This window comes from Gracilibacillus sp. JCM 18860, from assembly GCF_055395245.1.
Genome location: NZ_AP043868.1, coordinates 2,101,474 through 2,127,338, shown reverse-complemented (window position 1 = coordinate 2,127,338; position 25,865 = coordinate 2,101,474). Strand labels below are relative to the sequence as shown.

The window sequence follows — 25,865 nt, the reverse complement described above, 5'->3', positions numbered from 1 at the left end:
AAAATAAGCCCTCCAGAAAACTAGGAGGACTTTACTCAGCCAAAAACCTAAGCTTCTTTGCTTTTATAGCGTAAGCGGTATTTCCCTGGAGTAATACCTTCCATTTTACGGAAGGATCTAATGAAGTTTTGTGAATTATTGTATTGTAATTCCTCGGCAATGTCTTTTACAGATTTATCCGTTGTGGTTAACCAATCCTTCGCTTTATTCAAGCGGTAGCGGAGTAAATACTCACTAAAAGAGAATTTCGTTTCTTTTTGAAAAATACTGCTCAAATAGTTTGGATTATAGTGTAGTTCCGCTGCAATAATATCAAGAGAGATATCTTTATTAAAGTTTTCGTGTATAATGCGAATCATCTTGTCAGAGATTCTTTTGTTTTTACTTTCATCCTTTGCATCTAGATTCGTAATAAGTGGCTGAACGATTCGATGGACAACCCATTCTTTCATTTCTTCTAATGAATGTAGATTTTGATAATGAGTAATCATTTCCGTCGAATCAAAATCCTCTACACTGATCCCGAGCAATTCCTTTAATTCAAATAATTCATAGAAAAATCTTGATAAAATAATTTCTAATTGCTGATGATGAATATCATTCTGATCGATATAGTCAAAAAACTTATCGATCTCCTCTGTTGCCTGATCTTTCTCACTCAATTTTATCGCATCAAAAATCTGGTTTTTGATAGCAACAGGATATGGAGCGATACTCGAATATCTTCGGTTTAAGTTTTTATAATAAATAATGGAGGATTCACCCATTTTTAAACGATATTTTAATGCTTCCTTACTTTCCTTAAATGCTTTATTAGAATCACAAAGATTAACATAACGTAAACTAATTCCGATACTGACACTTAAGTGAAGGAGCTCTTTCACCTTTTGTTGAATTAACTCGACTTGCTGGTTTATGAGGTGGGTATAATCAGAATCCTTCTCACAGTCAGTTATTAAAATGGTTGTTTGAGTATCATTAAGTACAACTGGTGTAAACCGTTGTTCACTAGGAATGATATCCTCCATTAAATTATTAATAGCAAATAATATTAGGTCTTGGTCATTTTTATTAAACTTATTTTGGTCGATGGCATCTACCTTCAATGAAAAGACAGTCAACCAGGACCAGCTTTCTACGTAATGAAAATTCTTTATTTTAGTGTGTAACTCACTTTCACTTACCTTGCCTTGTAATAAACGCATCATAAATAATTGCTTTAATTGGGTAACTTGGTTCTGGACACGTTGTTCTAGCTGATTATTCTGACTTAATAGACTTTCAATATGTGTTTCTATCAATTCAAACTCATTTCGATTACTACTAGCAGCTGTTGTTGGATTGATAGCATTTTTCAATCGTTTAATCGGTTTGTACAAGACCTTACTACCAATAACAGCGAAAATAACCGAGATAATTAATAAAATACTAATAATTAATAAGGTAATCCAACCAATCGAAGATGATTTGACATGCAAATCACTTAGTTTTACAAAGGATAAATAAGTCCAATTATTATAAAGGGATGTTTCGTAGCTTATCTTAAATTCGGTACCATTAAAAGTGTAATTAAATTGGCCCTTCGTTGCTTCTCGGTCAATTTTGTTAAAGAGAGAGGTAGGAATATACCCATCCTCGCCAATATAGCTCGGATTACTTTGGGAGATCGTTTGATTATTTTCATCTAATATTAAAAAAGATTCACTATCATTACTTTCCGCCATAATTTCTGTTAATTCACAGGCAGGAATCAAAACACTGATAATTCCTGTTGGATCACTGGATAAAATCGGTAGCTTTTTAACTAAATTGATGTAATGGGAACAACTATTCTTGGTTGCGTTTGGAAACTGAATATCACTTGATTTTTCTAGGATCCAAGAGGTTTTTTTTGGTGTGTTCATATAGCCTTCATGTATTTGCTCATTGGTCTTTGCATCAAGGTTGACAAGACCATTATTATTGATCAGCCAATCTTCCTTAAAACTAACAAAAACAATATCCTCAATCCCTGTTTCGAGTGTTTGTAAATGATTCAAATCTCTTCTTAATTTGTGAAAATCTTCAAAAGCAAGCGCATTCATATTTTCGTTTAAAAATTGCTTTGTCTGTGTAGAACGAACAAAATAAGTAGTAGAAAGATCTACATACCTTAGAGCCTGTTCGATATTTGTCTTAATTTGAAAAATATTTTGCTTTTTTTCATCATTGGAGTAATCAATGATGGCTTTGGAAGATTGCCAATAAGAAAGACTACCAGTAATAATAACAGGGACGGTACTTAATATAATAAGGAAAGCAATTAACTTAAAGTAATGCTTGGTAGATAATTTTTTCATAGGCATAACTTCCTTATCAAAAATTTATTTCTCACGTTAATTTGTCGTAACAGAATGATCGATTTGCTCTTGTTGAACTTGGAGTAATTGCTGAAAACCTAGATGTGCAAAAAACATAATGATGTAGGCACTAAAGCTAAAACTAAAAAATAGTCCAACACCTGGAAATTTAAAGGATAAAAAATACACTCCAGCTAATATCGTTACCATACATATAGAGTAGTGTAATTTAATAGCTCCGATCGTTACAGCATATCGAATATACTGCCAAAAGGATAATTCAAAATGGACATATACCGGCAGGACATATAACACTAACATGAGATAAAAGAAAGTAGCCATAACAAAAATACCTAATAAAACGGAGTGAAAGCTAGTATCACTCATTAAGCCAGCATATTTTAGGAAAACAGACAAGAAATATCCTAATCCATAAAGGACAACGCCGAATAAATTCGCATTCCAAAAATGAGATTTATAAGCGTCGACAAAGGTTGATAGAATAGGTGTATCTGTTTCTTTTTGAATCCACTTTCTTACAATAGTAAACATGGCGATCGTAGCAGGCATTAATCCAAATAAGATAAGGCCAATTAAAGTGCCGAGTAACCAAATTAAATTTAACCAGGCAAATCTTGTTACCCATGTGCATACCTTATAGAGACTTGCCCAAATACCTGTTAATTCCATCATAAACTCACCTAATTTCACTTTCATTATTACTATATAGAATACATATAAATCAAGAAGAAGTAAACCAGAAAAATGAAACGCTTACATTCGATAATCATTATATGAGATAGTTCTAATCCTTATGACATAACGATTGTAATGATTTTGTAACATAAAATAATCATTATTTCATCACTTCATAATCAATAAGGAAAAATGATTATTTCAGAAAAAAATCTCTAATTAAAAGCTTTTTGTAGTAAACGTTTTCATTAGCTGTGAAAAAGTGATTATATACAAGATGGTATCTATTGCTTACTATGGTAGATGTACAACGATTCAGTTGTAACAAATTAAATAGATATTTGGAGGGTGGTTAATTTGAGTAACTGGAAAAAGATAATGGGGTTAATGCTACTTGCCGTCTTATTACTCGTGACAGCTGCTTGTAGTGACAGTTCTTCAGAAAGTAGTGGAGATAATGAAGGATCTGAAGAAGGATCAGATGGAACTTTTTCTTTTTCAATGATGGCAAACTTACACACACCAGAGGTTCCTGATGAAAAAGTATTAAATAAGATAGAAGAAGTAACAAGCACAGATATTGAGATTCAATGGGTACCAGATAACAACTATGAAGACAGATTAAATACAGCTTTTGCAACAAACTCATTACCAGATGCTGTTTTCTTAAAAAACCAAGCTACCTTTATACAATTCCGTGAAGCAATACAAGATGGGCAGTTTTGGGAAGTTGGACAGTATTTAGACGAGTTCGAGAACTTATCTAAATTGAAACAGAACGTATTAGACAATACGAAGATTGATGGGGAATTATATACTTTATACCAAGGACGCCCATTATCACGTCAAGGTATTATCTATCGTAAAGACTGGGCGGAGAATTTAGGCTTAGAAGCACCCACGACAACCGATGAATTTATGGAAATGGTACGAGCTTTCACAGAGGATGACCCAGATGGAAATGGTAAAGATGATACTTTCGGCTTAACAGATCGAAGTGATTTAATCTATGGAGCATTTAAAACGGTTTCCTCTTGGTTTGGAACACCTAACTATTGGGGAGAAAAGGATGGTCAGCTATTACCAGAATTTATGTTTGATGAATATGTACAAACAATGGACTTCTTTAAAGAAATGCATGAGAACGGATACATTAATCAAGACTTTCCTGTAACAAGTAAACCGGACCAACAAGAATTTATTAAAAACGGCACAGCAGGTGTTTATGTAGGTGCGATGAGTGATGTAGGAAGCTTACATGATGATGCAATTGCGATCAATCCTGACGCACAATTTGATGTACACAATTATGTAGAAGGGCCAAGTGGTGAGTTTGGTGTATGGTCGATTCCTGGCTATGGTAACTTAGTAATGTTCCCTAAGAGCTCTGTTGAATCCGAAGAGGAATTGAAGAAAATCTTAGGCTTCTTTGACCAAATGATGTCTCCAGAAGTAGCTAATTACGCTTACTGGGGCTTTGAAGGAGAGCATTATGAATTAGTAGATGGTGCTGCTAAAGTATTAGATTCCGATAAAAATGAACGCGAGGTAAAACCATATCAAGCAATTGAAATCGGAGAGCCTGAAACAAATGGTCGTTACTTAGGTTATTTTGATTATGAACCAAAGGCAAAATCGGAAGAATTATTCCTTGAAAATGAAGAACACCTTATTAATGATCCAACAGTGCCACTTTATTCGGAAACATACGTAAAAGAAGGTGGTACACTGCAACAAATCATTACAGATGCTACGTATAATTACATTCTAGGTCAAATCGACAAAGATGGATTTGATAAAGCCATTGAAGAATGGAAGTCACAAGGTGGAGATAAGATTATAGAAGAATACAATGCATCCTATGAGGAATCAAAATAATCATGCTCAGGGCTCTTAGATCATTTTAAGAGCCCTGAAATTTAACTGCACTACTATTGTCTGTTACTAAGAAGTTCCTATAATGAGGAGATGATCATTATGTTATGTTAGTTACTTTTATGAACAGCAACTCTTAAGAATAAGCTTATGGCAGTAGTGAAAGGTAACTCGTAAGATAATGATTATTTACGTTATATGAATTCTCACGTACGATTTGGATAAGCAGATGCATAGGTAGTGATATTCAGAGGAAAGGAAAATGTCTATGGAAACAACAATTTCTCCGAAACAAGAAAAAAGAAATTACAAAAAAATGAGGAAATCAGAGTTATGGAAAAGAATTAAAAAGAATAAATTGATTTATTTAATGATTCTGCCAGGTCTTCTCTATTTTTTCATTTACAAGTATTTACCGATGTATGGGTTAATTATTTCATTTCAAGAGTATAAGCCTTACTTAGGTATTTCGGGAAGTGAATGGGTAGGATTGGAGCATTTTAAACGATTGTTTGCAAGTCCTGATTTTTGGATGATTTTTAAAAATACATTAATATTGTTCGGTTTGCAAATATTTGTTTATTTCCCGATTCCGATTATTCTATCGTTAATGTTAAATGAAGTGCGACATAGCTTCTTTAAAAAGGGTGTTCAAACACTTGTGTATATTCCGCACTTTATGTCATGGGTAGTTATTGTATCTATTTCGTATGTCATGCTCACACTTGATGGTGGTATTGTAAACGCAATCATAGAGTCGCTAGGATTTGAGAAGGTTAATTTCTTACTGAATGAAGACTGGTTCCGACCAATGTATATTTTACAAGTTATTTGGCGTGAGGCTGGCTGGGGTACCATTATCTTCTTAGCAGCCATTACTGCGGTAGATCCTCAATTATATGAAGCAGCAAGAATGGATGGAGCAGGTCGATTCCGTCAGATGTGGCATATAACCCTACCTGCGATTCGAAATGTAATCATCGTTTTATTAATTTTAAAAATTGGGGATGTATTGGAGCTAGGTTTTGAACATGTGTACTTATTATTAAATTCCTCTAACCGTAATGTTGCCGAAATATTTGATACGTATGTTTACGTAGCTGGTTTACAGCAAGGGCAATTCAGCTATAGTACGGCTGTTGGCTTCTTCAAGGGTGCCGTTGGATTGATTATGGTTGTCTTTGCGAACTGGCTAGCGAAGAAATTCAATGAAGAAGGAATCTACTAAGATTAGGCGAGGTGAAGATAATGGCCAAAAAGAAAAGAATAACAATGGGGAGCAGAATGTTTGATTTCTTTAATTACTTTTTGCTTGCATTGATTGCGCTAATTACCGTTTTACCATTTATCCACGTTGTAGGTAGTTCATTTGCTACAAGTGCAGAGGTGGCGAATACGAAATTTTTACTCTTTCCAACTAAATTCACGCTAGATGCATATGAGTACATCTTTTCCACAGATACGATTTTTAAAGGCTTAGGTGTTTCCGTTATTGTGACACTAGGTGGTACGTTATGGAGTATGTTTTTTTCTACCTTAACTGCTTATGGATTAGCAAGAAAAGATTTGGTCGGTCGTCGTGTGATCAATTTCTTGATTGTTTTTACATTACTATTTAATGGAGGAATGATCCCTACCTTCTTAGTTGTTCAACAGACTGGATTACTAAACTCCTTATGGGCCTTAATCATTCCAGTAACTATTAATGCTTTTAATATGATCATCCTCAGAAGCTTTTTCGTTAATATTCCGGAAAGCCTAGAGGAATCAGCTAAGATCGATGGTGCCAATGACTTTAGTATACTCTTTAGAATTGTACTTCCGATTTCATTGCCAGCTATTGCGACGATTTCCTTGTTCTATGCGGTTACTTATTGGAATACGTACATGCATGCCATCCTTTATTTAAGTGATGCAGGCAAATGGCCAATCCAAGTTCTACTGCGACAAATCGTTGTTCTTGCCAGTGGTTTGACATATGATGGGGCAGCCTATACGGATGTTCCACCACCAGAAACAACGATAAAGATGGCAACGATTGTTGTAGCTACAGTACCAATTCTATTAGTCTATCCGTTTTTGCAAAAATACTTTGCGAAAGGTGCTTTACTAGGCTCTGTAAAAGGTTAAGACAATTAATGAGAGGAAGCATAACACAATGGACTGGCGGGAAGAGAAATTACAGCAATTAGATCAATTATACGAGGGAATGTTCGACTGGTTAATGAAACAATATGACCCTGAAACAGGTGGCTTCTATTATGCAAGAAGCTCGGTAGAAAACGAAGACTTCACTCCAGATATAGAATCTAGTGCACAAGCATTGAATATACTAATTCGGCATCATCTATTAGATCAGATGCCGAATCCCATAAAAGGAAAAATGGTACAATTCTTTCAATCGAAGCAAGACGTAAAAACTGGATACTTCTATGATCCACATCCAAGAATGAAAGAGGATGAAGTAATGGTTCACCGAGCGCTGAATTATTCACTAAACTCCTTAAAAAGGTTAGGGGCATCGAATCGATATCCTCTTCCTCTTTCTTTACGAGAAGCTCCTGCTTATACTACTTCTGTAGAAGCATATCGCGAGAAATGGGAGAGTATTGATTTGAGAAATAGTTGGAGAGGCTGCGATTTATTAGCCTCCTCTACCGTTTATATAAGAGAGATGCCAAAGGAAACGCAAAGAAAATTTGTCGATGCCTTTGCAGCCTATTTAGCAGGTCTTCAAGATAGGCAAACGGGTTTGTGGGGAGAAGGATCTGTTTATGAAAGAATATCTGGAACTTTTAAGTTGCACACCTTTTACCGAAGCTATCAGATTCCAATGCCTAATAAGGAAAGAATTTATCAAAGTATTCTTAGATGTCTACGGCAGGAAGAGGCTATCGATATGTGTTATATCCGAAATCCTATTGATCTATTATCCTATTTAGCCTTAGATATTCCAGAGGAAGAGCTTAAGGAGATTACATCAATTACGATCGAGAATATGTCAAGGCTTAAGAGAGCAGATGGTGCTTTTTCAAGAGAACTTGCCCATTCACCAAAGGCGCCGAATGTGGCTCAAGTGAAAGAGGGAGATTACTATCCTAACATGCCAGAACCTGTCCAGCTCGGAATGGGATTAGTGGAGGGTGATATGAATGCTACTACCCAAGCAACTCTTATACGTATCCAACTTCATAAATTGTTAGGAGTAGATCCAAAAGCCATCATAGCTAACAGTGAATTTTGGAATAATTAAAATAGTGGAAAGAAGTGTTACCGTTCATGCAACAAGACAGAATCGAGAAGGAAAAGCATTTATCTAAGCATGCTATTAATATTCTCATCAACCATGCGATCTTTCAGTTTGGTGGTTCCCTTTCCATTATTTTTGTCAATTTATATTTATGGCGATTGACGAATAGCTTATGGGTGAATGGAATCTATAATTTAGTAGCCATTTTATCACAGGCTGGAACTACTTTTTTTATAGGCAAAATGTCAAAAAGAAAAGGCAGAACAACTATTTATCGCTATGGCATCGTGATGACTGCCTTATTTTATTTATTCATTGTTATTGTCCAAGAGCAAATTGTCACTTATTATTATTGGTTTGCTTTGTTGAGAGGGATCGCACAAGGCTTGTATTGGGTTGCGTACTTTACGATCGTTCATGAGGTATCCTCTGATCATAATCGACATCGATATTTAGGCTGGAATCAAATGGTCATGGGAACAACGAATTTGATAGCGCCAGCATTAGCCGGATTTGTGATTGAATTATTTACAGGCTTGACTGGATATGTGATCATCTTTTCGATTGCATTTTTGATGTTTTTTATTGTGACATTAAGAAGCTTCCAAATGGTAAGAGAATCCATACGCCATCGCAATTATTATATGAAATATTTAGGACTTATCGTAAAACGAGAGCGGAGGTTTATAAGTGCCTTAGCAGGATGGTTGGTCATCGGTTTTCCACAAGGGATATTGATGTACATGACACCAATCTTGATTTATAGCATTTTTGAAGATGAAGCGGTAGTTGGATATTTAAATGCAGGATTTCTAGCAGTGTCTATTTTGGTAAGTTTTATCTTTTCTCGTTTTGCTAATATTCAAGATACGAAGCGTTATCTTTGGATAGCAGCGATAGGCTTTTTATTAGCTGGAAGCTTTTTAACCTGGGAAATCGCGATGTGGAGTGTGATCTTCTTTATGATTACGCAAAATATGGTGAAGCCCATTCAAGCAAATGCTTATGCAGCTTATTATTTTCAGTGGATCAATAGAATTCCATTGAAAACAGAGTTTCGAGTGGAGTCGATAGTATTAAGAGAAACTATCATTAATCTAGGTCGTGGATTGGGTATTATCCTATTTATGATCTTTTCCAGTGGCATAGATACAAAGACTGTTGCCTATGTCATTGTTGGCTCAATGGCCATTCAATTATTTTTACCAATGTTAATCACAGATAAGGAGGATGCATAATGAGTGTCATTAATCAATGGGAGCAAGCGGAACCAGGGGTGAAGCGAAAAATTCATCGTCCTGGAAACAAGGTGATGATGATGGAGGTTGTCTTTGAAAAAGGTGCGGAAGGTTCTAGTCATCATCATCCACATGAGCAATTAACCTATTGCCTTGAAGGGAAATTAGCTTTTCAAGTGGATGAAAAGGAAATAGTTATTGAAAAAGGTGAAACCATACATATACCGTCCAATGCGGTCCATGGAGTGAAGGCACTAGAGCCTAGTAAGCTATTAGATGTATTTACCCCATTAAGAGAAGATTTACTGAAGGAGTGATGACATGGGTTTTTATGATATTACAGAATTCGGTGCATTGCCTGATGATAGTGACGTTAGTACGAATGCTATCCATCAAGCAATTCAAGCATGTACAAAAGCGGGTGGAGGAACGGTTTATGTTCCAGCAGGTAAGTTCATAACAGGCCCAATCCAATTAGCGAGCAATCTAACCTTATATTTAGATGCAGGTGCAGTCCTGTCCTTTATCGATGATTTCGATCAATTTCCAGTGGTGAAAACGAGATGGTCTGGCTATGTATGTCATGGGTTTATGCCGCTTGTTTTTGCACAAAATGCGGAAAATGTAACGATTAAGGGTGAGGGTGTGTTGGATGGAAATGGGCAAGCCTGGTGGGAGATCAATGGCAAGCTGAGAAAAGGAGAGCATTATGAATCGCTAAAAACAAAGGAAATTGCAAAAGCGAATGCCCTCTTTACAGAGCCAGCAGATACAAATCTTGTAGAATGGCCATCACAATTCTTGCGACCGCCATTGATTCAATTTTATCAGGTGAAAAATGCAAGCATCAGTGGAATTACGGTTACTAACTCTCCTTTTTGGAATACACATCTTGTCTTCTGTCAAAACATATCGGTGCATAATGTTCATTTCTTAAACCCTTCTGATACACCGAATGGAGATGGATTGGATATTGAATCATGTCTTAATGTACGAGTTTCTGACTGTCATTTTGATGTTGGCGATGATTGCGTTGTACTCAAATCTGGTATTAATGAAGATGGTCGCCAATACAATGTACCGACGAAAAATGTAACCGTAACGAATTGTACGATGCACCATGGCCATGGTGGGGTGGTGTTTGGTAGTGAAAATTCAGGTGGTATCGAAAATGTAACGATATCTAATTGTGTATTTAATGGAACAGATCGTGGAATACGAATGAAAACGAATCGAGAGCGTGGTGGTTTTATTCGTAATGTTTTAGTGAATAACGTCTTGATGGAAGATGTATTGTGTCCTTTCACGATTAACTCCTTCTATCGTCACGGAGTAAATAGAAGTAACCCAGAATTGTTGGATGCTAAAGCTATTCCAATCAGTGAAAAAACGCCTATAGTAGAGCAGGTTCGAATTAGCCATGTGACAGCGAAAAATTGTCGAGCAGCAGCGGGATTCCTTTATGGGCTTCCAGAAATGCCGGTAAAGGAAGTGAGCCTAGAGCATGTCACCATTGAGATGACTCAGGATTACCATGTTCCTGGAGGAGAACCAGATATGGTTAGAGAGGTTATCGAAATGGCTGGGGAAGGTATGTTTGCGAAATATATTAACGACCTTCAGCTTCACCATGTTCGAATTCTAACAAGAAAAGGTCCTGGGCTAGTAATAGAGGAATCAAATGATATTATGCTTGAACAGTTTGCTTTAAAAAATAAAGAGATGGGTACTCCAGTGGTTGTATCTAAGAACACAGAGAGTATTCATGTAAACGGAATACAAAGAGATCAGCTAGGCGATGATTATTTGAAAAGAGTGGAAAGTGAGGTTACTCCATAATGAAAACCTACCAAAATCCGATTATTCCCGGTTTTTATCCAGATCCATCCATTTGTCGAGTAGGAGAAGACTATTACCTTGTGACATCAAGCTTTGAATATTTCCCAGGTGTGCCAATATTCCATAGTAAGGATTTAGTCAATTGGCGTCAGATTGGTCATGTATTAGATCGACCGGAACAATTGAATTTAGATCAGACTCCTAATTCTAGAGGGATTTATGCACCAACGATTCGTTATCATGATGGCATTTTTTATATGATTACAACATTTGTCGTTAGTCAAACAGGTGCTAGACGTAATTTTTACGTAACGGCAACAGATCCCGCTGGTCCGTGGTCTAAGCCTAATTGGCTTGAGGATGCACCAGGAATTGATCCCTCCTTATTATTTGATGATGATGGAAAGGTCTACTATACAGGTAATCGCAAGCCACCATCAGGTCCGAAATATAAAAAACACAATGAGATTTGGCTTCAGGAATTAGATCTAGAGAAAAAGCAATTAGTCGGACCTAAATATAGTCTGTGGGATGGTGCGCTAAAGAATGCTCATGCGCAAGAAGCTCCGCACTTATATAAAATAAATGGTTGGTATTATTTAATGATTGCAGAAGGTGGAACAGGACATACACACGCTGTGACCATTGCACGTAGTAAAAATGTAACGGGACCATATGAAATGACGGAGACGAATCCTATTCTTACACATCGACATTTAGGAAAAAATCACCCAATCGTCAATATCGGTCATGCCGACATTGTGGAGACACAGGATGGTGACTGGTGGATGGTTTGTCTAGGATCACGTCCATATGGAGGCTATTATCGAAATTTAGGACGAGAAACCTTTTTAGTACCGTTTATTTGGGAGGACGGCTGGCCCATTGTTAATCCGGGAAAAGGCTTTGTAGAAGAAGAGATGCCTTTTCCGAAGTTATCGGAGCACAAATGGCCTGCTTTACCACAAGCTGATTCATTTGATGCAGATACACTAGATGATCAATGGAATTTCTTAAGGACACCACGTGGAGATTTTTGGTCATTGTCAGAAAGGTCCGGATTTTTAAGATTAAAAGCGAAAAAAGAAACCATTATGGAAGAGGAAAATCCTTCTTTTGTAGGAAGAAGGCAACAGCATATCGACTTTTTCGCACAAACTGTAATGGAATTTAGTCCAACACAGGATAATGAAACAGCTGGTATTGTCTTATTGCAGAATCAGGACTTTCAATTCCGAATGGAGGTAGTGCTTGAAAAAGGCGAGCGTAATATTCAATTAATAAGAAGAGAAGCAGGTGTGGATAAGCAAGTAGCTAAAAAGCCGATTAATAGTAGCAAATTATATTTGAAAGTAGAGGCTAATGGCCAAAGCTATCAGTTCTATTTTGCGGAAAAAGCTCTAGATTGGGTAGCATTGGCATGTGACGTGGATGGCACGATATTAAGTACAGATAAAGCGGGTGGCTTTGTTGGTGCTTATATCGGGATGTATTGTTCAGCAAATGGGGAAGACAGCAGCAATTATGCAGATTTTGATTTGTTTGAATATCACGGAATTTCTTAAATAGAGAGGGGTCAATGAAATGGTAGTAAAACAAAAAACAGCACTAGATTGGGCAAGGCTTGCTTGTGATACTTTAATGAATCAATACGAGCCCGTCAAACTTCCTCCAGCAGATCGCTGGCATTATCATCAAGGTGTCTTTTTGTGTGGAATGTATGACGTATGGAAATTAACGGGTGAACCAAGATATTTTCATTATTTTAAGGAATATGTAGATAAGTTGATCGATGAAGAAGGGAACTTCTATTTCGCTAGAAGTGAGCTTGATGCGATTCAACCAGGTTTATTATTACTACCTCTTTATCAGGAGACAAAGGAGAATCGTTACAAGGTCGCTGCAGCTAAGCTACGCCATTTATTAGATACATTGAACCAAACAAAAGAAGGTGGTTTCTGGCATAAGGACAAATATCCTTATCAAATGTGGCTAGATGGCTTATATATGGCGGGACCTTTTACAATTCAATATGGCCAAATGTTTGATGAACCAGAGCTTATCGATCTAGTAATGGAACAAGAAAGACTAATGCGAAAGAACACCAAAAAGGAAAATGGCTTATATTACCACGGTTATGATGAAAGCAAAAAAACCCCATGGTCCACAGCAAAAGGCCACGCTCCAGAGGTGTGGGGACGAGCGCTTGGCTGGTATAGCATGGTGACAGCAAACTTTATCGAGATGCTTCCAGAAGGTCATCAGAAACGAGCGGAATTAAAGCACGTCGTGAAGGAATTAATCGATGCACTGATCGAATTTCAGGATGAAAAGACCGGATTATGGTATCAAGTGGTGGATAAAGCGGACGAACAGGATAACTATTTAGAAAGCTCCTGCTCCTGTTTGTTTACTTATGCGATTGCAAAAGCAGTCAACAAAGGCTATATTGACCGTAGTTATTGGGCTAATGCGGAAAAGGCATATCAAGGACTTCTGGAGAACAAAGTACAATTGGATGAGCAAGGAAACTTTCTTTTACATGATATTTGCATAGGAACATCGATTGGCACGTATGATTATTATGTACACCGTGATACAAGTACGAATGATCTACATGGAGTAGGTGCATTTATTTTAGCGAGTATTCAATTAGCTATTGGGAATGAGCAAGGCCAATGAAAAAGATACAGCTATTTATAGCCGGAGACTCAACGATGGCGGATTATGAGGATAGTCACTATCCACAGATGGGATGGGGACAAGTATTGCCTTATTTTTTCACCGATGAAATAAAGGTGCAAAATCATGCCGCTTCTGGAAGAAGTACAAAATCATTCCTCTCTGAAAATAGATGGACTGAAATGGAACGACAATTTCAATCAGGGGATTATGTGCTTATTCAATTTGGACATAATGATCAAAAATTAGATAAAGAACGAGCCACAGATCCTTTTACTACTTATCAAGAGAATTTGCGTTTTATGATAGTAAGTGCTAGAGGCCATGGAGTAACCCCGATTCTACTAACCTCAATCGCTAGAAGACATTTTGATGAAAAAGGCTTCTTAAAAGACACCCATGGTCATTATCCAGATGCAGTTCGCCAGCTCGCACTTTTAGAAAAGGTGGTTTGTATCGATATGCTCCAAAAAACGTCAGAGGCGATAGAAAGGTTAGGGCTCAATGAATCAAAGAAGTGGTTTATGTGGCTTGAAACAAACCAATTTTCTTCATATCCTGATGGGGCGAAGGATGATACTCATTTACGGGAAGAAGGAGCAATGGCTCATGCAGGAATCTTTATACAGGAGTTAATAGAAAGGAGTCATCCTTTAAGTAGATATGTCAAAAAGATAGAGGTGACCGAATGAACAAATTACGTGTATTATCCAATATTGAAGTCCAAAAAGTAGTAGCGGTGATTCGTACAGATACGGAAGAGCAAGCTTTAAAGGTCGTGGATGCCTGTATAGAAGGTGGAATAAAAGCGGTGGAGCTAACTTATTCGATTCCCCATGTAGAGAACGTTATCGAGCAGTTAGTAGAAAAATATCGAGGGGGGAAGGAGATAACGATCGGCGTAGGTACCGTATTAGATGCCTATACAGCAAGACAGGCGATCTTTGCTGGCGCTACCTTTATTGTCAGCCCATCATTTGATGCAGCTACAGCAAAACTTTGTAATTTGTATCAAACCCCATATATGCCGGGTTGCCTAACTGTCACAGAGATTAAGGAAGCAATGGAAAGTGGAGCAGATGTAGTAAAAGTATTCCCTGGCAGTAATGTGAGTCCTGGATTTCTAAAGGCTGTACATGCCCCAATCCCTCAAGCGAACATGATGCCCACAGGGGGAGTGAACCTAGACAATATAAAGGATTGGCTGGAGGCAGGTGCCATTGCTGTGGGGATAGGAGGAAATCTCGTAGCCCCAGCTAAAATGGGTGATTATGCAAAAATTACAGAGCTTGCAAGGCAATATGTAGCAAAAGTAAAAGAGGCGAGTGTATGAGGGTAGTTACGTTTGGCGAAATGCTAATGCGTCTCACCACAGATCCTACAGCTAGACTTCAGCAAACGAATCAGTTCAGTTTTTATTATGGGGGAGCAGAGGCTAATGTTGCCGTTTCACTTGCCAATTTTGGAGTGAATACGAGTTATATTAGTCGCGTTCCACTTAATCTTATTGGTGACACTTGTGAAAGATATTTACGTGGTTGTAGTGTGGATACGTCTTTCTTATTAAAGGGTGGTGATCGCTTAGGACTGTATTTTGTCGAATCAGGAATTGGCAACCGTCCTGGTCAGGTCATCTATGATCGGAAGTTTTCTAGTTTTTCGCAAATAAAGAAGGAAAACATAGAATGGGATCGAATATTAGAAGGTGTAGAGCTTTTTCATACGACAGGTATTACGTTAGCGCTCTCAGAGGAGCTCCAAGAGATCACGATAGAAGGAATGAAACGAGCGAAGGAACAAGGAATAAAGGTTAGCTTTGACTTCAACTATCGTGCAAAGCTCTGGAGTCAACAAGAAGCAAGTATTGTCATCCAAAAGGCTTTGCCATATGTCGATATAGCCTTTTGTAATCATATGGATGCTATTTATCTATTAAATATCGAACCAGTCGAAGAAGAGCTAACGCATAAAGAGAAACTACAGTATTATTATGATAATATCCGAGAGTTATATCCAAATATCGAGCTATTCGCTTCGACGAAAAGGGATGTAAAATCGTCATCTGTTCATTTTTTACAAGGTTATCTATATAGGGAAGGGATGCTCGAGCAAACAGCTACTTATACCATTGAACCAATTATTGATCGTATTGGTGGGGGGGATGCTTATGCAGCAGGAATTCTATACGGGATTCTCCATAGATGGAACCCGATAGATATGGTTCGTTTCGCAACAGGTGCAAGTGTATTGAAGCACACTGTCAAAGGAGATGGCAATGCCTTTTCCATACCTGAGGTGGAGCAATTTATCCAAAGTATAAATCAAGAGATTAATCGATAATTTTCAAGGAGGAATTATTCATGGAAGTACGTTATGCCAACCATCCAGAGGAGATTAAAAGATATAACACAGACGAGCTGAGAGAAAAATTTCTAGTAGAAAAACTATTCGAAGCAGGGAAGGTTCATTTAACCTATACACATGTTGACCGTATGATCTTTGGTGGTGTGACACCTTCATCTGAAGAATTAACGATTAAATTAGATAAACAACTAGGGGTTAGCTATTTTTTAGAGCGAAGAGAGCTTGGGATCATTAATATTGGTAATGATGGCTATGTCCTACTAGATGGGGAACGTTATGAAATGAAACGACATGACGGTCTATATGTAAGTAGAGGAACAAAAGAAGTATGGTTCGGCTCCAATGATCCGGCAGCACCTGCGAAATTCTATATTAATTCAGCACCAGCACACCATACTTATCCAACCGTGAAGATCGATATTAAAGATATTAAGCCACTGGAATTAGGAGAGCCAGGTACGTTGAATGAACGAAAAATTCACCAATATATTCATCCAAATGTGTGTGAAAGCTGTCAATTACAAATGGGCTTAACGATGCTTATGCCAGGAAGTGTTTGGAACACGATGCCTGCACATACTCATGACCGTCGAAGTGAAGTCTACTTATATTTTGATATGGAGGAAAATACGCGTGCCTTCCACTTTATGGGCGAGCCAGAAGAAACAAGGCATCTTGTTCTGAAAAATGAACAAGCCGTTATCTCACCAAGTTGGTCCATCCATTGTGGTACAGCAACTAGTAACTATACATTCATTTGGGGAATGTGTGGCGAAAACATTACTTATGATGATATGGATCATATAAGTATGGATCAGTTACGATAAGGAGGTAGTGTTATGAGTGCAGGAATCCAAGATTTTTCACTAAATTATTTTTCATTAAAAGGAAAAACAGCGATCATTACTGGTGGTAACACGGGTCTTGGTCAAGCGTATACCGTTGCACTGGCAGCAGCTGGAGCGGATGTGTTCGTTGTGACACATGGAACGAATTGGGATGACACAAAAGCATTATTAGAAGGAAAAGAAGGGAAAGCACAATTCTATCAGGCTGATTTAATGGATCGTGAGCAACTATCCAATGTGGTTCCTGCTTGTCAAAAGGAGTTTGGCACAGTAGATATATTAGTCAACAATGCTGGGACAATTCGCCGTAATCCTTTATTAGAGTATAAGGATGAGGATTGGGATGATGTGATGGCACTAAATTTGGATGCTGTCTATTTTCTAAGCCAAGCGGCAGCAAAGGCTATGGTCGCACAAGGTTCAGGCAAAATCATTAATATCGCCTCCATGCTCACATTCCAAGGAGGAAAATTTATACCGCCATATACAGCAAGCAAGCATGCGGTAGCGGGCTTGACTAAATCGTTTGCCAATGAATTAGCAGAGCATGGGATCCAAGTGAACGCAATCGCACCTGGATATTTTGCAACCAAAAATACAGCGCCCATCCGTGCCGATGAAAAACGAAATGCAGAGATTTTATCAAGAATTCCTGCGGGCTATTGGGCAGAGCCAAGTGATTTAATGGGTACAGTAGTCTACCTCGCAAGCCGAGCATCTGATTATATGAATGGTCATGTATTAGCCGTAGATGGTGGCTGGTTAGCAAGATAATAAAAGAGTGACTAGCTGTTTGGTTAGTCACTCTTTTCATTTTTTGATGATGAGGAGGGTCCATATTGGAACTTAATCTAGGAATACGAGCACACGATATCACCTATCAAGATCCAGAGCAGATCGCAGAAGAGGTATCTTCCAAAGGATTAGGCTCTGTTCAATTAGCATTGGCCAAATCCTTCCCAAATCTCCCGACCCAAACAGGAGCCTTAAGTCCAGGCTTTGGCAAATATATGTACCAAGCTTTTTCCAAAAAGAAGGTAAATATCGCCATACTAGGTTGCTATATTAATATGATCCATCCAAATGTAGAAAAACGTAAGCAGCTTTTGGCAAGATTCAAGGAACATATTCGATTTGCGAAAGACTTTGGATGTAGTATCGTCGGCTCTGAAACAGGCAATATTCGTGAACAAATGGGTTATACAGAGGATAATTTTACAGAAGAAGCATTCCAAAAGGTAGTAAAAAGTATTCGTAAATTGGTAGAAGAAGCTAAAAAGTGGGGCATTATTGTTGGGATAGAAGGGGGCATTAATCACCCGATCCATACGCCTCAGTTGATGAGACGCTTATTGGATGAGGTTCCGTCTAGCCAGCTACAAGTTATCTTTGATCCTGCCAACTTTATGTCAATGGAAAATTATCAGAATCAGGCAAAAGTGTTTCAAGAATCATTTGAGCTCTTTGGTGAAAGAATTGTAGCGATTCACGCAAAGGATTTTATTATTGAAGACAACTGGATTAAAATGGTGCCCGTTGGACAGGGAATGCTGCGCTATGATTATTTATTTTCTTGGATCAAAAAGCATAAGCCCTTTGTGGAAGTCTTGTTGGAAAATACGAAAGAGCCGTATATTGATGAAAGTATAAAGTATCTGCATAAAAAGTTTGCGGAAGTAGATGGGGCATAGACGTTTCACAATATTGCCAAGTGTAGACTGATGAAATTGGGAAATATAACTAACCCAAGCGAGAGCTCAAGTGTAGGTGTCTGAATTAATCTGTATATCGGACATCTCAGTTGAGAGATCAGGCTGAAATGTCTAATAAAACCAGATATCGGACAATTTAAACGAGAGGTCAAGCGGAGTTGTCTGGTAAAACCAGATATCAGACAATCCAAGGGAGAGCTCAAGACAAAACTGTCCAATAAAACTAGATATCGATCAATCTAAGCGAGAGCTCCAGCCAAACTATCCGATAAAACGAAGATCATCACTTAAAATGTGCCTTTTTGTTGACGAGGAAATACCGTATAACTAAAACTAATCAGGAAATCTATTATTAAAATAATAGACCAGAGACGAAAGATATGGAAAAGCTGTTCCGTCTGAGGATTATTATTAATATAATAAATAATTGCGAAAATAATGCCACTACCAATAACCCAGGATAATAAATGGCGGAACCAGCCTTCTCTTTCAATTTTTGCATATTCACTTCCATATTTTTTCTTCTTATCTGGCTTCGGCCCATTGCGAAAATAATAGGCAAAGCGAACATCCGCCCATGCAATCATGCGATGGCCAAAGGCTATACTTACCCCGATATAAATAGCTGCAATCCCGTGAACCGTCGTTGCTACTGCGCCGTTCTTTAAATCTATTACTGTTGCCACGAGTAATAACAAGTCTACAATTGGGGTGCAAATTAATAAAAGGTTTCCTAACTTTCGTTGATTGAACACATATCTAGCGATTAGACCAGCCAATACAAAAATCCAAAAGCCTACCTCACATGCAATAATAATCCACGCAATCAAAATTTTCTTCACTCCTTTTTAGTACAACTGTATTAAATCATATCACATTTCTTAAATAATACAAGTGTGTTAAAATAAAAATATGCCAAAATTCGTGGATCATGAAAAAAGAAAAATAAAAATTGCAGAAGCAACCTGGAAGTTAATCGTCGAGCAAGGAATTGAGCAAGCTACGGTTAGAAAAATAGCACAAGAATCAGGCTTATCGGTTGGGGCCTTACGACATTATTTTACAACACAGTCTGAATTATTAAAATTTTCAATGGAGCTAGTCGTACAGCGGGTAATGGATCGTACGCATTCGACTAATTACAAAGGCTCCCCCTTTGAAATAGCAGTGGATGCTATTAGCGAAGTACTACCAATTGACTCTGATCGTAGGGTAGAAATGGAGGTGTGGTTTGTTTTTTCAGCCAAAACCCTTGTCGATCAAAGCCTTCGTTCTGTTGGAGAAAAAACGTATCAAAATATGCATCAAGGATTGTATCGGGTTTTAGAATTCCTATACTCCCAACATTTATTAAAAAAGGACATTGACCTAGAAATGGAGGCAAATCGCTTGCACCCATTAGTAGATGGAATGGCTTCCCACCATCTACTCTATCCGTCTATTTATACGTATGAAAAAATGATAGCAACATTGAGGTACCATTTAAAAACATTATGGAATGGAGATGATCTAAATGAGTCTACATCCTCCTAATCATGAGCACACAGATGAACAGATGTTAAAGGTAGAAGTCAACTTAGATGATACACCTGGCGAATGGCTAGGATATGTGATGGATCAATTATTTGAAATGGGCGCAAATGATGTATATTATACACCCATTTATATGAAAAAAAATCGTCCAGCTGTACAACTCCAAGTCCTTTGTAAAAAGAATATTTTAGAGAATATTAAGCAGATTATACTCACCGAAACGACAACACTTGGTATTCGCTACTATCCTCTTACCGTTTATCGAATGGAAAGGAAAATGCAAACAATCGATACGAAGTGGGGAAAAGTAACGATAAAAGAGGGGATTTGGGAAGGGAAAGTAATCCAAGCATCCCCTGAATATGAAGATTGTCGTAAGCTAGCAGAGCTACATCAAGTTCCATTAAAGGATATCTATGCAGCAGTTTGGCAACAGCTAAAATAATGAAAGATGGGGGCACCTTTTATGTAGCTCGTGTAAAAATGTTTCCTTCTTGCAAGGTGAAATTTTCACACTACCTAACATTCCTTTTTTATAGTAAATTTCAACGCCATCCTTAGACGACATAATGCGGTAGCCTGTTAACATATCGTTAGTTGAAGTGATTTTAGTAATATCGCCATATGGAATTTTACTTCTGAATGGCCCGCCTTTTACATAAAGATAATCGTTTGTAAGCACATACCTTATGCCGATAAATGGCCAAATGATGATTCCGATTAACAATAGAAGAATGGATAATAAAATTGCTACATCTAATCGTGTAATATGAGGATCTAAAAACAACGGTAATAGAGTAACTGATGTGATAATCATCATAGCGATACCAATCAATAAGGCAAAAGAACGGTCTAGTTTTGAATAAAATACCATGAAATTACCTCCTACGACTGATTACGGAATAGGAGGTAAAATGGTTTCGTTTATTTTTTCTTTGGAGCAGGACCTGAGCTTTCCCTTTCTGTTAGTATGGGGGATAGTTTTTTCACTAAATTCTTCTCTTCCTTTGATTCAATTTGTTCAATAATGGCATGGACGATTTCCTCTGCTAATAAATCTACAGGTACACCGATACACGTCATGGGTACCTCTAATGTTTCCATTTGTGGGATATTGTCATAGCTAATCAAGGAAATATCCTTTGGAATCTCCAGATTTTTCTCCTGAAGGGCTCTTAGAATACCTCCACTAATATCATAGCTTCCACCAATAATTGCTGTTGGTTGCTGTTGTTGATGAAAGATCTCTTTTACAGCACTATATCCATCAAACCAATTTAATCCTCCAGCATCAATAATTTGAGTATGTCCCGTTAACCCATGCTGCTTCATTGCCTTTGTGTATCCTTCAACTTTTTCTAATTGAAGCACATCGTCTGTTTCGTGGAGACCAATGTAGGCAATATTCCGATGTCCAAGCTCGTACAAATATTGGACTGCATGCTGCATTGCTTTTTCGTGATTAGCGTCTATAATCGGATAGGAGAAGGTTCTTTTTTCCGACACACCATAGGCTACCATTGGTATATTCTCTTGGGTGATCGGTGAACTGGTCGATTCCTCAAACACAATCATGCCATCTACTTGAAATTTTTTAAAGGTTTCAATGGCTGTTTCTGGTTGATCAACTGATAAAATCATCGAGTATGGAGTTGCTTCAAAGGCTTTGCTTATATTCGTAACTAAAGTGGCTAGTACAATTCGTTCAATAGTTGGCCAAAGTAGTCCAATTACTTCCGTTTTTTTGCGAACGAGCTGCTTAGCTGCTAAGTTTGGTTCATAGCCCATTTCTTCAGCGACTTGAATGATTTTTCTTTTGGTTACTTCCTTTACTAGCGGGCTATTGTTCAATGCTTTTGATACCGTCGAATAGCTAACACCAGCCACTTTAGCAATATCTTTAATGGTTATTGACATAACATCACCTATAACTTTCTTAGAAAATATTTATTTATTGGTTGTGTTCTATTTTTAAATAGTATATCATAAAAATAACAACGTTGTTATTTATTTCTTAAAAATAACTGAAACCGTTAACATGTAATTTAAAAGGAGTGGAGACATAGTGGAACAATTTACAGATGTAGTGCAGGCATTAGCGCAAGGTAAGCAACCAGCCTCTAATAATCATATCTCGGTTTATGAAAGCTCATTTGAACAAAAAGATGGAACAAATGTGATAATGGCAAAAGCAGGAACAGAAAAATATTTAGTTGCTGCAGGGCAAGGAGAACTATTCAATAGCCTGACAGGTGACACCGTGGCAGGTGGAAAAGTATGTGGGTTAACACATGAAAACCGTATAGTCCTAAATAAATTTTTTGCTTACACGGTACCTCAAGCATTTGGTACAGAAATAGCGACAATGGGACTTGGAGATCGATTGGGTGTGGCATCCCCTGGCCATATTGAAACAACACGAAATCGCAAGGTAAAACCAATTTTGGCACAACAAAGTATTCGAGAACTAACCCTATTAAATCGAACAATGACAGATATATTAGATGCAGCAAGCTTTGCTGTGTTCCAGGAAGGCTATAAGGATGGATATGGTGCCGATGCAGATCATATCAAACTAGAAAAGGACATAGAATATGCTCTAGAATTGGGCTTTAGTTTTATTACATTAGATTGCTCAGAGCAGATCCGAAATGACGTTGAGGATGCTCAAAAGGAATATGCTGGATTACCTGTCGATCGAAAAGAATATTATAACCATTATTTGAACAAAACATTTGAAGTACAAGGCTTGAATATTACATTTGACGATGAAAGCTTAGCGAAAAACGTTTTAGTATATGGAGAAGCAATAGATTTTATGGAGCATGTCTATAATGAGTATATTTCAAAGGCGGAAAAAGCAATAGATTTTGAGATTTCCATTGATGAAACAGAAACTGTAACAGCACCAGAGGCTCATTTCTTTGTGGCAGAGGAGTTAAGAAGAAGAGGAGTTACAGTACAAAGCTTAGCACCAAGATTTTGCGGTGAGTTCCAAAAGGGAATTGATTATATCGGTGATCTGGAGCAATTTGAAAAGGAATTGCATGAACATGCAGAGATTGCTAAATACTTCGGTTATAAGCTAAGCATCCACTCAGGTAGTGATAAGTTCAGTGTATTCCCGATAATTGGTAAGTATACAGAAGGGTTATTGCACATCAAAACAGCAGGAACGAACTGGTTAGAGGCTGTTCGTGTTATTGCTGTAGAGAATCCGGATCTGTATCGTCGTATGCATGTATATGCAGAGGATCATTTTGAAGAAACATTAAAATATTATCATGTAACACCTGATTTAGACAGTATTGCTCCATTAAATGAAACGGCTGACGCTGATCTACCAACATATATGGATCATGATGCAGCTCGTCAATTATTCCATGTCACTTATGGAATTTTATTAACAGCAAAAAATGAAGCAGGTGAGGATTTATTCCGCAAAGAATTTTTTGATACCCTATTGAATAATGAAGATACGTATCGTCAAGGCTTAGTGAAGCATATTGGTCGTCACTTAGACTTATTAGGACTTTAATCAAGAGAAAGTAGGGATAAAATGAAAGCATTTATGGACGAGAATTTTGTCTTAACCAATGAAACTGCTAAAAAACTTTATCACAATTATGCGAAGGATCTACCAATTATTGATTACCATTGTCACCTAAGTCCTCAGGAAATCTATGAGAATACGAAATTTGAAAATATTACGAAGGTATGGCTATATGGAGATCACTATAAATGGCGTGCAATGCGTGCAAATGGTGTGGAGGAAAAGTACGTAACAGGTGATGGCAGTGATTATGAGAAATTTCTAGCATGGGCAAAAACTGTCCCAATGCTAATAGGTAATCCACTGTACCATTGGACACATCTCGAGCTAAAAAGATATTTCGGTATAGAAGAGCCTTTAAATGAAGATACTGCACCAGCGATTTGGAATAAAGTAAATGATCTATTAAATAGTGGTGAATGGAATGTTCGTGATTTTATTGTGAAATCAGGTGTGGAGGTGGTCTGTACAACAGATGATCCAACAGATTCCCTTGAATATCATGAAAAAATTAAGGCAGATGCTGATTTTGATGTCAAGGTATTACCAAGCTTCCGCCCAGACAAAGGACTAGAAATTAATCGTGAAACCTTCCTTCCATGGGTACAAAAGCTAGCAGAAGCATCTAGTATTTCCATTGATTCCTATGATGCTTTCTTGAAGGCACTTGCTAATCGTATCCATTTCTTCCATGAAATCGGTGGGCGTGTTTCGGATCATGCATTGGATGTGATGATGTATGAAGAAGCGTCTGAAGAAGAGGTTGCTAGTATTTTTGAAAAGGCATTAGCAGGCAATAAAGTTAGTTTAGAAGAAGAAAAAAAATATAAATCCTATACCCTTACCTTCTTAGGAATGCAATATCACCAAAAGGGCTGGGCGATGCAATACCACATTAATGCCCATCGAAATAACAATACGAGAATGTTTAATGAATTAGGACCAGATACTGGGTATGATTCGATGAATGATGATCTTTTAGCAAAGCCTTTACAGAAACTATTAGATTCATTAGATCAAGCGGATGCTTTACCGAAAACGATTCTTTATTCATTGAACCCGCGTGATAATGTGACGATTGCGACACTTATTGGTAGCTTCCAAGGTGGCGGGATTCCTGGGAAAATGCAATTCGGAACCGCATGGTGGTTTAATGATACGAAGCTTGGCATGATTAACCAAATGGAAACATTAGCAGATATCGGTGTATTCAGTCGCTTTATCGGTATGCTAACAGATTCGCGAAGCTTTTTATCTTATACACGTCATGAATATTTCCGCCGCATCATGTGTAATTTGATTGGTGAATGGGTGGAAAATGGGGAATATCCTAATGATGAAGAAACATTAGCAAAAATCGTCCAAAATATTTCTTATTATAATGCAAAAGAGTATTTTGGTTTTTAATGGAGTGCTTTGCTCTGATGGTTTTTATTCGGCCCTTACATGCATTCGTGGATGAATGCATGTAAGGGCTGTTTTGCCTCTATAAAACATAACTAGCTAATACACTCTGAACCTCATAAATATTCAAGCTTTTATTAAACTGTTTTTGAAATGGAGTAGAGCTTCCAGAAACCCATATTTTTAATTCAGCGTCTAAATCAAAGCTCCCAGCAGTCTCAATACTAAAGTAGGTAATATTTTTATACGGAAGTGAAAGGATTTCTGTTTTCTTTCCAGTGACGCCTTGCTTATCCACTAAAATCAATCGTTTATTGGTGAAAATAAACAGATCACGAATCAATTTGTAGGCTTTTTCCACTTGTTCGCCTTGTGCTAAAGTGGTGGAGAATTCCTTTTCGATATCACTCACTTTCATTTCAGAAGCATTTCCCATTAGTCCATCTAAAAATCCCATCTTTAAAACCTTCCTTCATTGTTTATCCTTTGCCTTATTATATAATCAAGAACGATTTATCATGCACTTTCTTTA

25 protein-coding genes are annotated in these 25,865 nt (G+C 37.5%); 19 read left to right on the top strand and 6 right to left on the bottom strand.

Annotated elements, in window-relative coordinates; genetic code table 11:
• Nucleotides 1-47 precede the first annotated feature (47 nt).
• Both ACZ5R4_RS10705 and ACZ5R4_RS10700 read right to left on the bottom strand, forming a co-directional pair.
• On the bottom strand, nt 48-2,339 hold the full coding sequence (locus tag ACZ5R4_RS10705) for an AraC family transcriptional regulator (protein WP_464368456.1): 2,292 nt from the start codon (nt 2,337-2,339) through the stop codon (nt 48-50).
• A gap of 36 nt (nt 2,340-2,375) precedes the next feature.
• Nucleotides 2,376-3,056, bottom strand: a complete 681-nt coding sequence (locus ACZ5R4_RS10700; protein WP_347835772.1) for a YesL family protein — start codon at nt 3,054-3,056, stop codon at nt 2,376-2,378.
• 357 nt (nt 3,057-3,413) lie between these two features.
• Here ACZ5R4_RS10700 and ACZ5R4_RS10695 point away from each other — a divergent pair, with 357 nt between their 5' ends.
• The 15 genes from ACZ5R4_RS10695 (at nt 3,414) to ACZ5R4_RS10625 (ending at nt 18,822) form a co-directional block, all read left to right on the top strand.
• Entirely contained in the window at nt 3,414-4,913 is a 1,500-nt protein-coding gene (locus tag ACZ5R4_RS10695; protein ID WP_464368485.1) for an extracellular solute-binding protein, read from the top strand.
• Between the two features lie 265 nt (nt 4,914-5,178).
• Nucleotides 5,179-6,138: an ABC transporter permease subunit gene (locus ACZ5R4_RS10690; protein WP_054860752.1), complete on the top strand. Its 960-nt coding sequence runs from the start codon at nt 5,179-5,181 to the stop codon at nt 6,136-6,138.
• 20 nt (nt 6,139-6,158) lie between these two features.
• Nucleotides 6,159-7,040: a carbohydrate ABC transporter permease gene (locus ACZ5R4_RS10685; protein ID WP_109984691.1), complete on the top strand. Its 882-nt coding sequence runs from the start codon at nt 6,159-6,161 to the stop codon at nt 7,038-7,040.
• 28 nt (nt 7,041-7,068) lie between these two features.
• A complete protein-coding gene (locus ACZ5R4_RS10680) occupies nt 7,069-8,163 on the top strand; it encodes a hypothetical protein (protein ID WP_464368455.1) in 1,095 nt (364 codons plus the stop codon).
• Nucleotides 8,164-8,189: 26 nt separating this feature from the next.
• Nucleotides 8,190-9,398, top strand: a complete 1,209-nt coding sequence (locus ACZ5R4_RS10675) for an MFS transporter (protein WP_054860732.1) — start codon at nt 8,190-8,192, stop codon at nt 9,396-9,398.
• The gene (locus ACZ5R4_RS10670; RefSeq protein WP_054788472.1) at nt 9,398-9,715 is read left to right on the top strand and encodes a cupin domain-containing protein; all 318 of its coding nucleotides are present in this window, start codon (nt 9,398-9,400) and stop codon (nt 9,713-9,715) included. Before ACZ5R4_RS10675 ends, ACZ5R4_RS10670 begins: the two co-directional genes overlap by 1 nt.
• Nucleotides 9,716-9,719: 4 nt before the next feature.
• Complete coding sequence (locus tag ACZ5R4_RS10665; RefSeq protein ID WP_277677999.1) at nt 9,720-11,237, top strand: glycoside hydrolase family 28 protein; 1,518 nt, start codon at nt 9,720-9,722, stop codon at nt 11,235-11,237.
• Entirely contained in the window at nt 11,237-12,802 is a 1,566-nt protein-coding gene (locus ACZ5R4_RS10660; protein ID WP_109984696.1) for a glycoside hydrolase family 43 protein, read from the top strand. Before ACZ5R4_RS10665 ends, ACZ5R4_RS10660 begins: the two co-directional genes overlap by 1 nt.
• 19 nt (nt 12,803-12,821) lie before the next feature.
• Nucleotides 12,822-13,919 (top strand): glycoside hydrolase family 88/105 protein, encoded by a 1,098-nt coding sequence (locus ACZ5R4_RS10655; protein WP_109984697.1) that lies wholly within the window; start codon nt 12,822-12,824, stop codon nt 13,917-13,919.
• Nucleotides 13,916-14,611, top strand: coding sequence for a rhamnogalacturonan acetylesterase (locus tag ACZ5R4_RS10650; RefSeq protein WP_464368454.1), 696 nt, complete (start codon nt 13,916-13,918; stop codon nt 14,609-14,611). The genes ACZ5R4_RS10655 and ACZ5R4_RS10650 overlap by 4 nt, the downstream gene beginning before the upstream one ends.
• A complete protein-coding gene (locus tag ACZ5R4_RS10645; RefSeq protein ID WP_464368453.1) occupies nt 14,608-15,252 on the top strand; it encodes a bifunctional 2-keto-4-hydroxyglutarate aldolase/2-keto-3-deoxy-6-phosphogluconate aldolase in 645 nt (214 codons plus the stop codon). The genes ACZ5R4_RS10650 and ACZ5R4_RS10645 overlap by 4 nt, the downstream gene beginning before the upstream one ends.
• Nucleotides 15,249-16,259, top strand: a complete 1,011-nt coding sequence (locus ACZ5R4_RS10640; protein WP_464368452.1) for a PfkB family carbohydrate kinase — start codon at nt 15,249-15,251, stop codon at nt 16,257-16,259. Before ACZ5R4_RS10645 ends, ACZ5R4_RS10640 begins: the two co-directional genes overlap by 4 nt.
• A 20-nt stretch (nt 16,260-16,279) precedes the next feature.
• A complete protein-coding gene (gene kduI / locus ACZ5R4_RS10635; protein ID WP_054788474.1) occupies nt 16,280-17,110 on the top strand; it encodes a 5-dehydro-4-deoxy-D-glucuronate isomerase in 831 nt (276 codons plus the stop codon).
• A 12-nt stretch (nt 17,111-17,122) separates the two neighbouring features.
• The gene (kduD, locus tag ACZ5R4_RS10630; RefSeq protein WP_109984700.1) at nt 17,123-17,905 is read left to right on the top strand and encodes a 2-dehydro-3-deoxy-D-gluconate 5-dehydrogenase KduD; all 783 of its coding nucleotides are present in this window, start codon (nt 17,123-17,125) and stop codon (nt 17,903-17,905) included.
• 65 nt (nt 17,906-17,970) lie between these two features.
• The gene (locus tag ACZ5R4_RS10625) at nt 17,971-18,822 is read left to right on the top strand and encodes a sugar phosphate isomerase/epimerase family protein (RefSeq protein WP_109984701.1); all 852 of its coding nucleotides are present in this window, start codon (nt 17,971-17,973) and stop codon (nt 18,820-18,822) included.
• A 308-nt stretch (nt 18,823-19,130) separates the two neighbouring features.
• Here the strand turns inward: ACZ5R4_RS10625 and ACZ5R4_RS10620 are convergent, their stop codons facing one another.
• Entirely contained in the window at nt 19,131-19,673 is a 543-nt protein-coding gene (locus ACZ5R4_RS10620; protein ID WP_277677993.1) for a hypothetical protein, read from the bottom strand.
• A gap of 82 nt (nt 19,674-19,755) precedes the next feature.
• On the opposite strand from ACZ5R4_RS10620, the gene ACZ5R4_RS10615 reads away from it, so the two are divergent.
• On the top strand, nt 19,756-20,376 hold the full coding sequence (locus tag ACZ5R4_RS10615; protein WP_464368451.1) for a TetR/AcrR family transcriptional regulator: 621 nt from the start codon (nt 19,756-19,758) through the stop codon (nt 20,374-20,376).
• The gene (gene larC2, locus ACZ5R4_RS10610) at nt 20,357-20,821 is read left to right on the top strand and encodes a nickel pincer cofactor biosynthesis protein LarC2 (RefSeq protein ID WP_464368450.1); all 465 of its coding nucleotides are present in this window, start codon (nt 20,357-20,359) and stop codon (nt 20,819-20,821) included. Before ACZ5R4_RS10615 ends, larC2 begins: the two co-directional genes overlap by 20 nt.
• Here larC2 and ACZ5R4_RS10605 read toward each other — a convergent pair.
• Nucleotides 20,813-21,250, bottom strand: coding sequence for a PH domain-containing protein (locus tag ACZ5R4_RS10605; RefSeq protein WP_054788478.1), 438 nt, complete (start codon nt 21,248-21,250; stop codon nt 20,813-20,815). The two genes, larC2 and ACZ5R4_RS10605, sit on opposite strands and share 9 nt — an antisense overlap.
• 50 nt (nt 21,251-21,300) lie before the next feature.
• Complete coding sequence (locus ACZ5R4_RS10600) at nt 21,301-22,293, bottom strand: LacI family DNA-binding transcriptional regulator (protein ID WP_277677992.1); 993 nt, start codon at nt 22,291-22,293, stop codon at nt 21,301-21,303.
• 148 nt (nt 22,294-22,441) lie between these two features.
• On the opposite strand from ACZ5R4_RS10600, the gene ACZ5R4_RS10595 reads away from it, so the two are divergent.
• Both ACZ5R4_RS10595 and uxaC read left to right on the top strand, forming a co-directional pair.
• A complete protein-coding gene (locus ACZ5R4_RS10595; protein WP_054860723.1) occupies nt 22,442-23,914 on the top strand; it encodes a tagaturonate epimerase family protein in 1,473 nt (490 codons plus the stop codon).
• Between the two features lie 21 nt (nt 23,915-23,935).
• Nucleotides 23,936-25,336, top strand: a complete 1,401-nt coding sequence (uxaC, locus tag ACZ5R4_RS10590) for a glucuronate isomerase (protein ID WP_277677990.1) — start codon at nt 23,936-23,938, stop codon at nt 25,334-25,336.
• Nucleotides 25,337-25,415: 79 nt separating this feature from the next.
• Here the strand turns inward: uxaC and ACZ5R4_RS10585 are convergent, their stop codons facing one another.
• Entirely contained in the window at nt 25,416-25,790 is a 375-nt protein-coding gene (locus tag ACZ5R4_RS10585; protein WP_054860721.1) for a PH domain-containing protein, read from the bottom strand.
• Nucleotides 25,791-25,865: the final 75 nt, after the last annotated feature.

Coding starts and splice junctions, on each gene's coding strand:
- ACZ5R4_RS10705 (WP_464368456.1), bottom strand. CDS start 2,339: ATGAAAAAATTATCTACCAAGCATTACTTTAAGTTAATTGCTTTCCTT.
- ACZ5R4_RS10700 (WP_347835772.1), bottom strand. CDS start 3,056: ATGAAAGTGAAATTAGGTGAGTTTATGATGGAATTAACAGGTATTTGG.
- ACZ5R4_RS10695 (WP_464368485.1), top strand. CDS start 3,414: ATGGGGTTAATGCTACTTGCCGTCTTATTACTCGTGACAGCTGCTTGT.
- ACZ5R4_RS10690 (WP_054860752.1), top strand. CDS start 5,179: ATGGAAACAACAATTTCTCCGAAACAAGAAAAAAGAAATTACAAAAAA.
- ACZ5R4_RS10685 (WP_109984691.1), top strand. CDS start 6,159: ATGGCCAAAAAGAAAAGAATAACAATGGGGAGCAGAATGTTTGATTTC.
- ACZ5R4_RS10680 (WP_464368455.1), top strand. CDS start 7,069: ATGGACTGGCGGGAAGAGAAATTACAGCAATTAGATCAATTATACGAG.
- ACZ5R4_RS10675 (WP_054860732.1), top strand. CDS start 8,190: ATGCAACAAGACAGAATCGAGAAGGAAAAGCATTTATCTAAGCATGCT.
- ACZ5R4_RS10670 (WP_054788472.1), top strand. CDS start 9,398: ATGAGTGTCATTAATCAATGGGAGCAAGCGGAACCAGGGGTGAAGCGA.
- ACZ5R4_RS10665 (WP_277677999.1), top strand. CDS start 9,720: ATGGGTTTTTATGATATTACAGAATTCGGTGCATTGCCTGATGATAGT.
- ACZ5R4_RS10660 (WP_109984696.1), top strand. CDS start 11,237: ATGAAAACCTACCAAAATCCGATTATTCCCGGTTTTTATCCAGATCCA.
- ACZ5R4_RS10655 (WP_109984697.1), top strand. CDS start 12,822: ATGGTAGTAAAACAAAAAACAGCACTAGATTGGGCAAGGCTTGCTTGT.
- ACZ5R4_RS10650 (WP_464368454.1), top strand. CDS start 13,916: ATGAAAAAGATACAGCTATTTATAGCCGGAGACTCAACGATGGCGGAT.
- ACZ5R4_RS10645 (WP_464368453.1), top strand. CDS start 14,608: ATGAACAAATTACGTGTATTATCCAATATTGAAGTCCAAAAAGTAGTA.
- ACZ5R4_RS10640 (WP_464368452.1), top strand. CDS start 15,249: ATGAGGGTAGTTACGTTTGGCGAAATGCTAATGCGTCTCACCACAGAT.
- kduI (WP_054788474.1), top strand. CDS start 16,280: ATGGAAGTACGTTATGCCAACCATCCAGAGGAGATTAAAAGATATAAC.
- kduD (WP_109984700.1), top strand. CDS start 17,123: ATGAGTGCAGGAATCCAAGATTTTTCACTAAATTATTTTTCATTAAAA.
- ACZ5R4_RS10615 (WP_464368451.1), top strand. CDS start 19,756: ATGCCAAAATTCGTGGATCATGAAAAAAGAAAAATAAAAATTGCAGAA.
- larC2 (WP_464368450.1), top strand. CDS start 20,357: ATGAGTCTACATCCTCCTAATCATGAGCACACAGATGAACAGATGTTA.
- ACZ5R4_RS10605 (WP_054788478.1), bottom strand. CDS start 21,250: ATGGTATTTTATTCAAAACTAGACCGTTCTTTTGCCTTATTGATTGGT.
- ACZ5R4_RS10600 (WP_277677992.1), bottom strand. CDS start 22,293: ATGTCAATAACCATTAAAGATATTGCTAAAGTGGCTGGTGTTAGCTAT.
- uxaC (WP_277677990.1), top strand. CDS start 23,936: ATGAAAGCATTTATGGACGAGAATTTTGTCTTAACCAATGAAACTGCT.
- ACZ5R4_RS10585 (WP_054860721.1), bottom strand. CDS start 25,790: ATGGGATTTTTAGATGGACTAATGGGAAATGCTTCTGAAATGAAAGTG.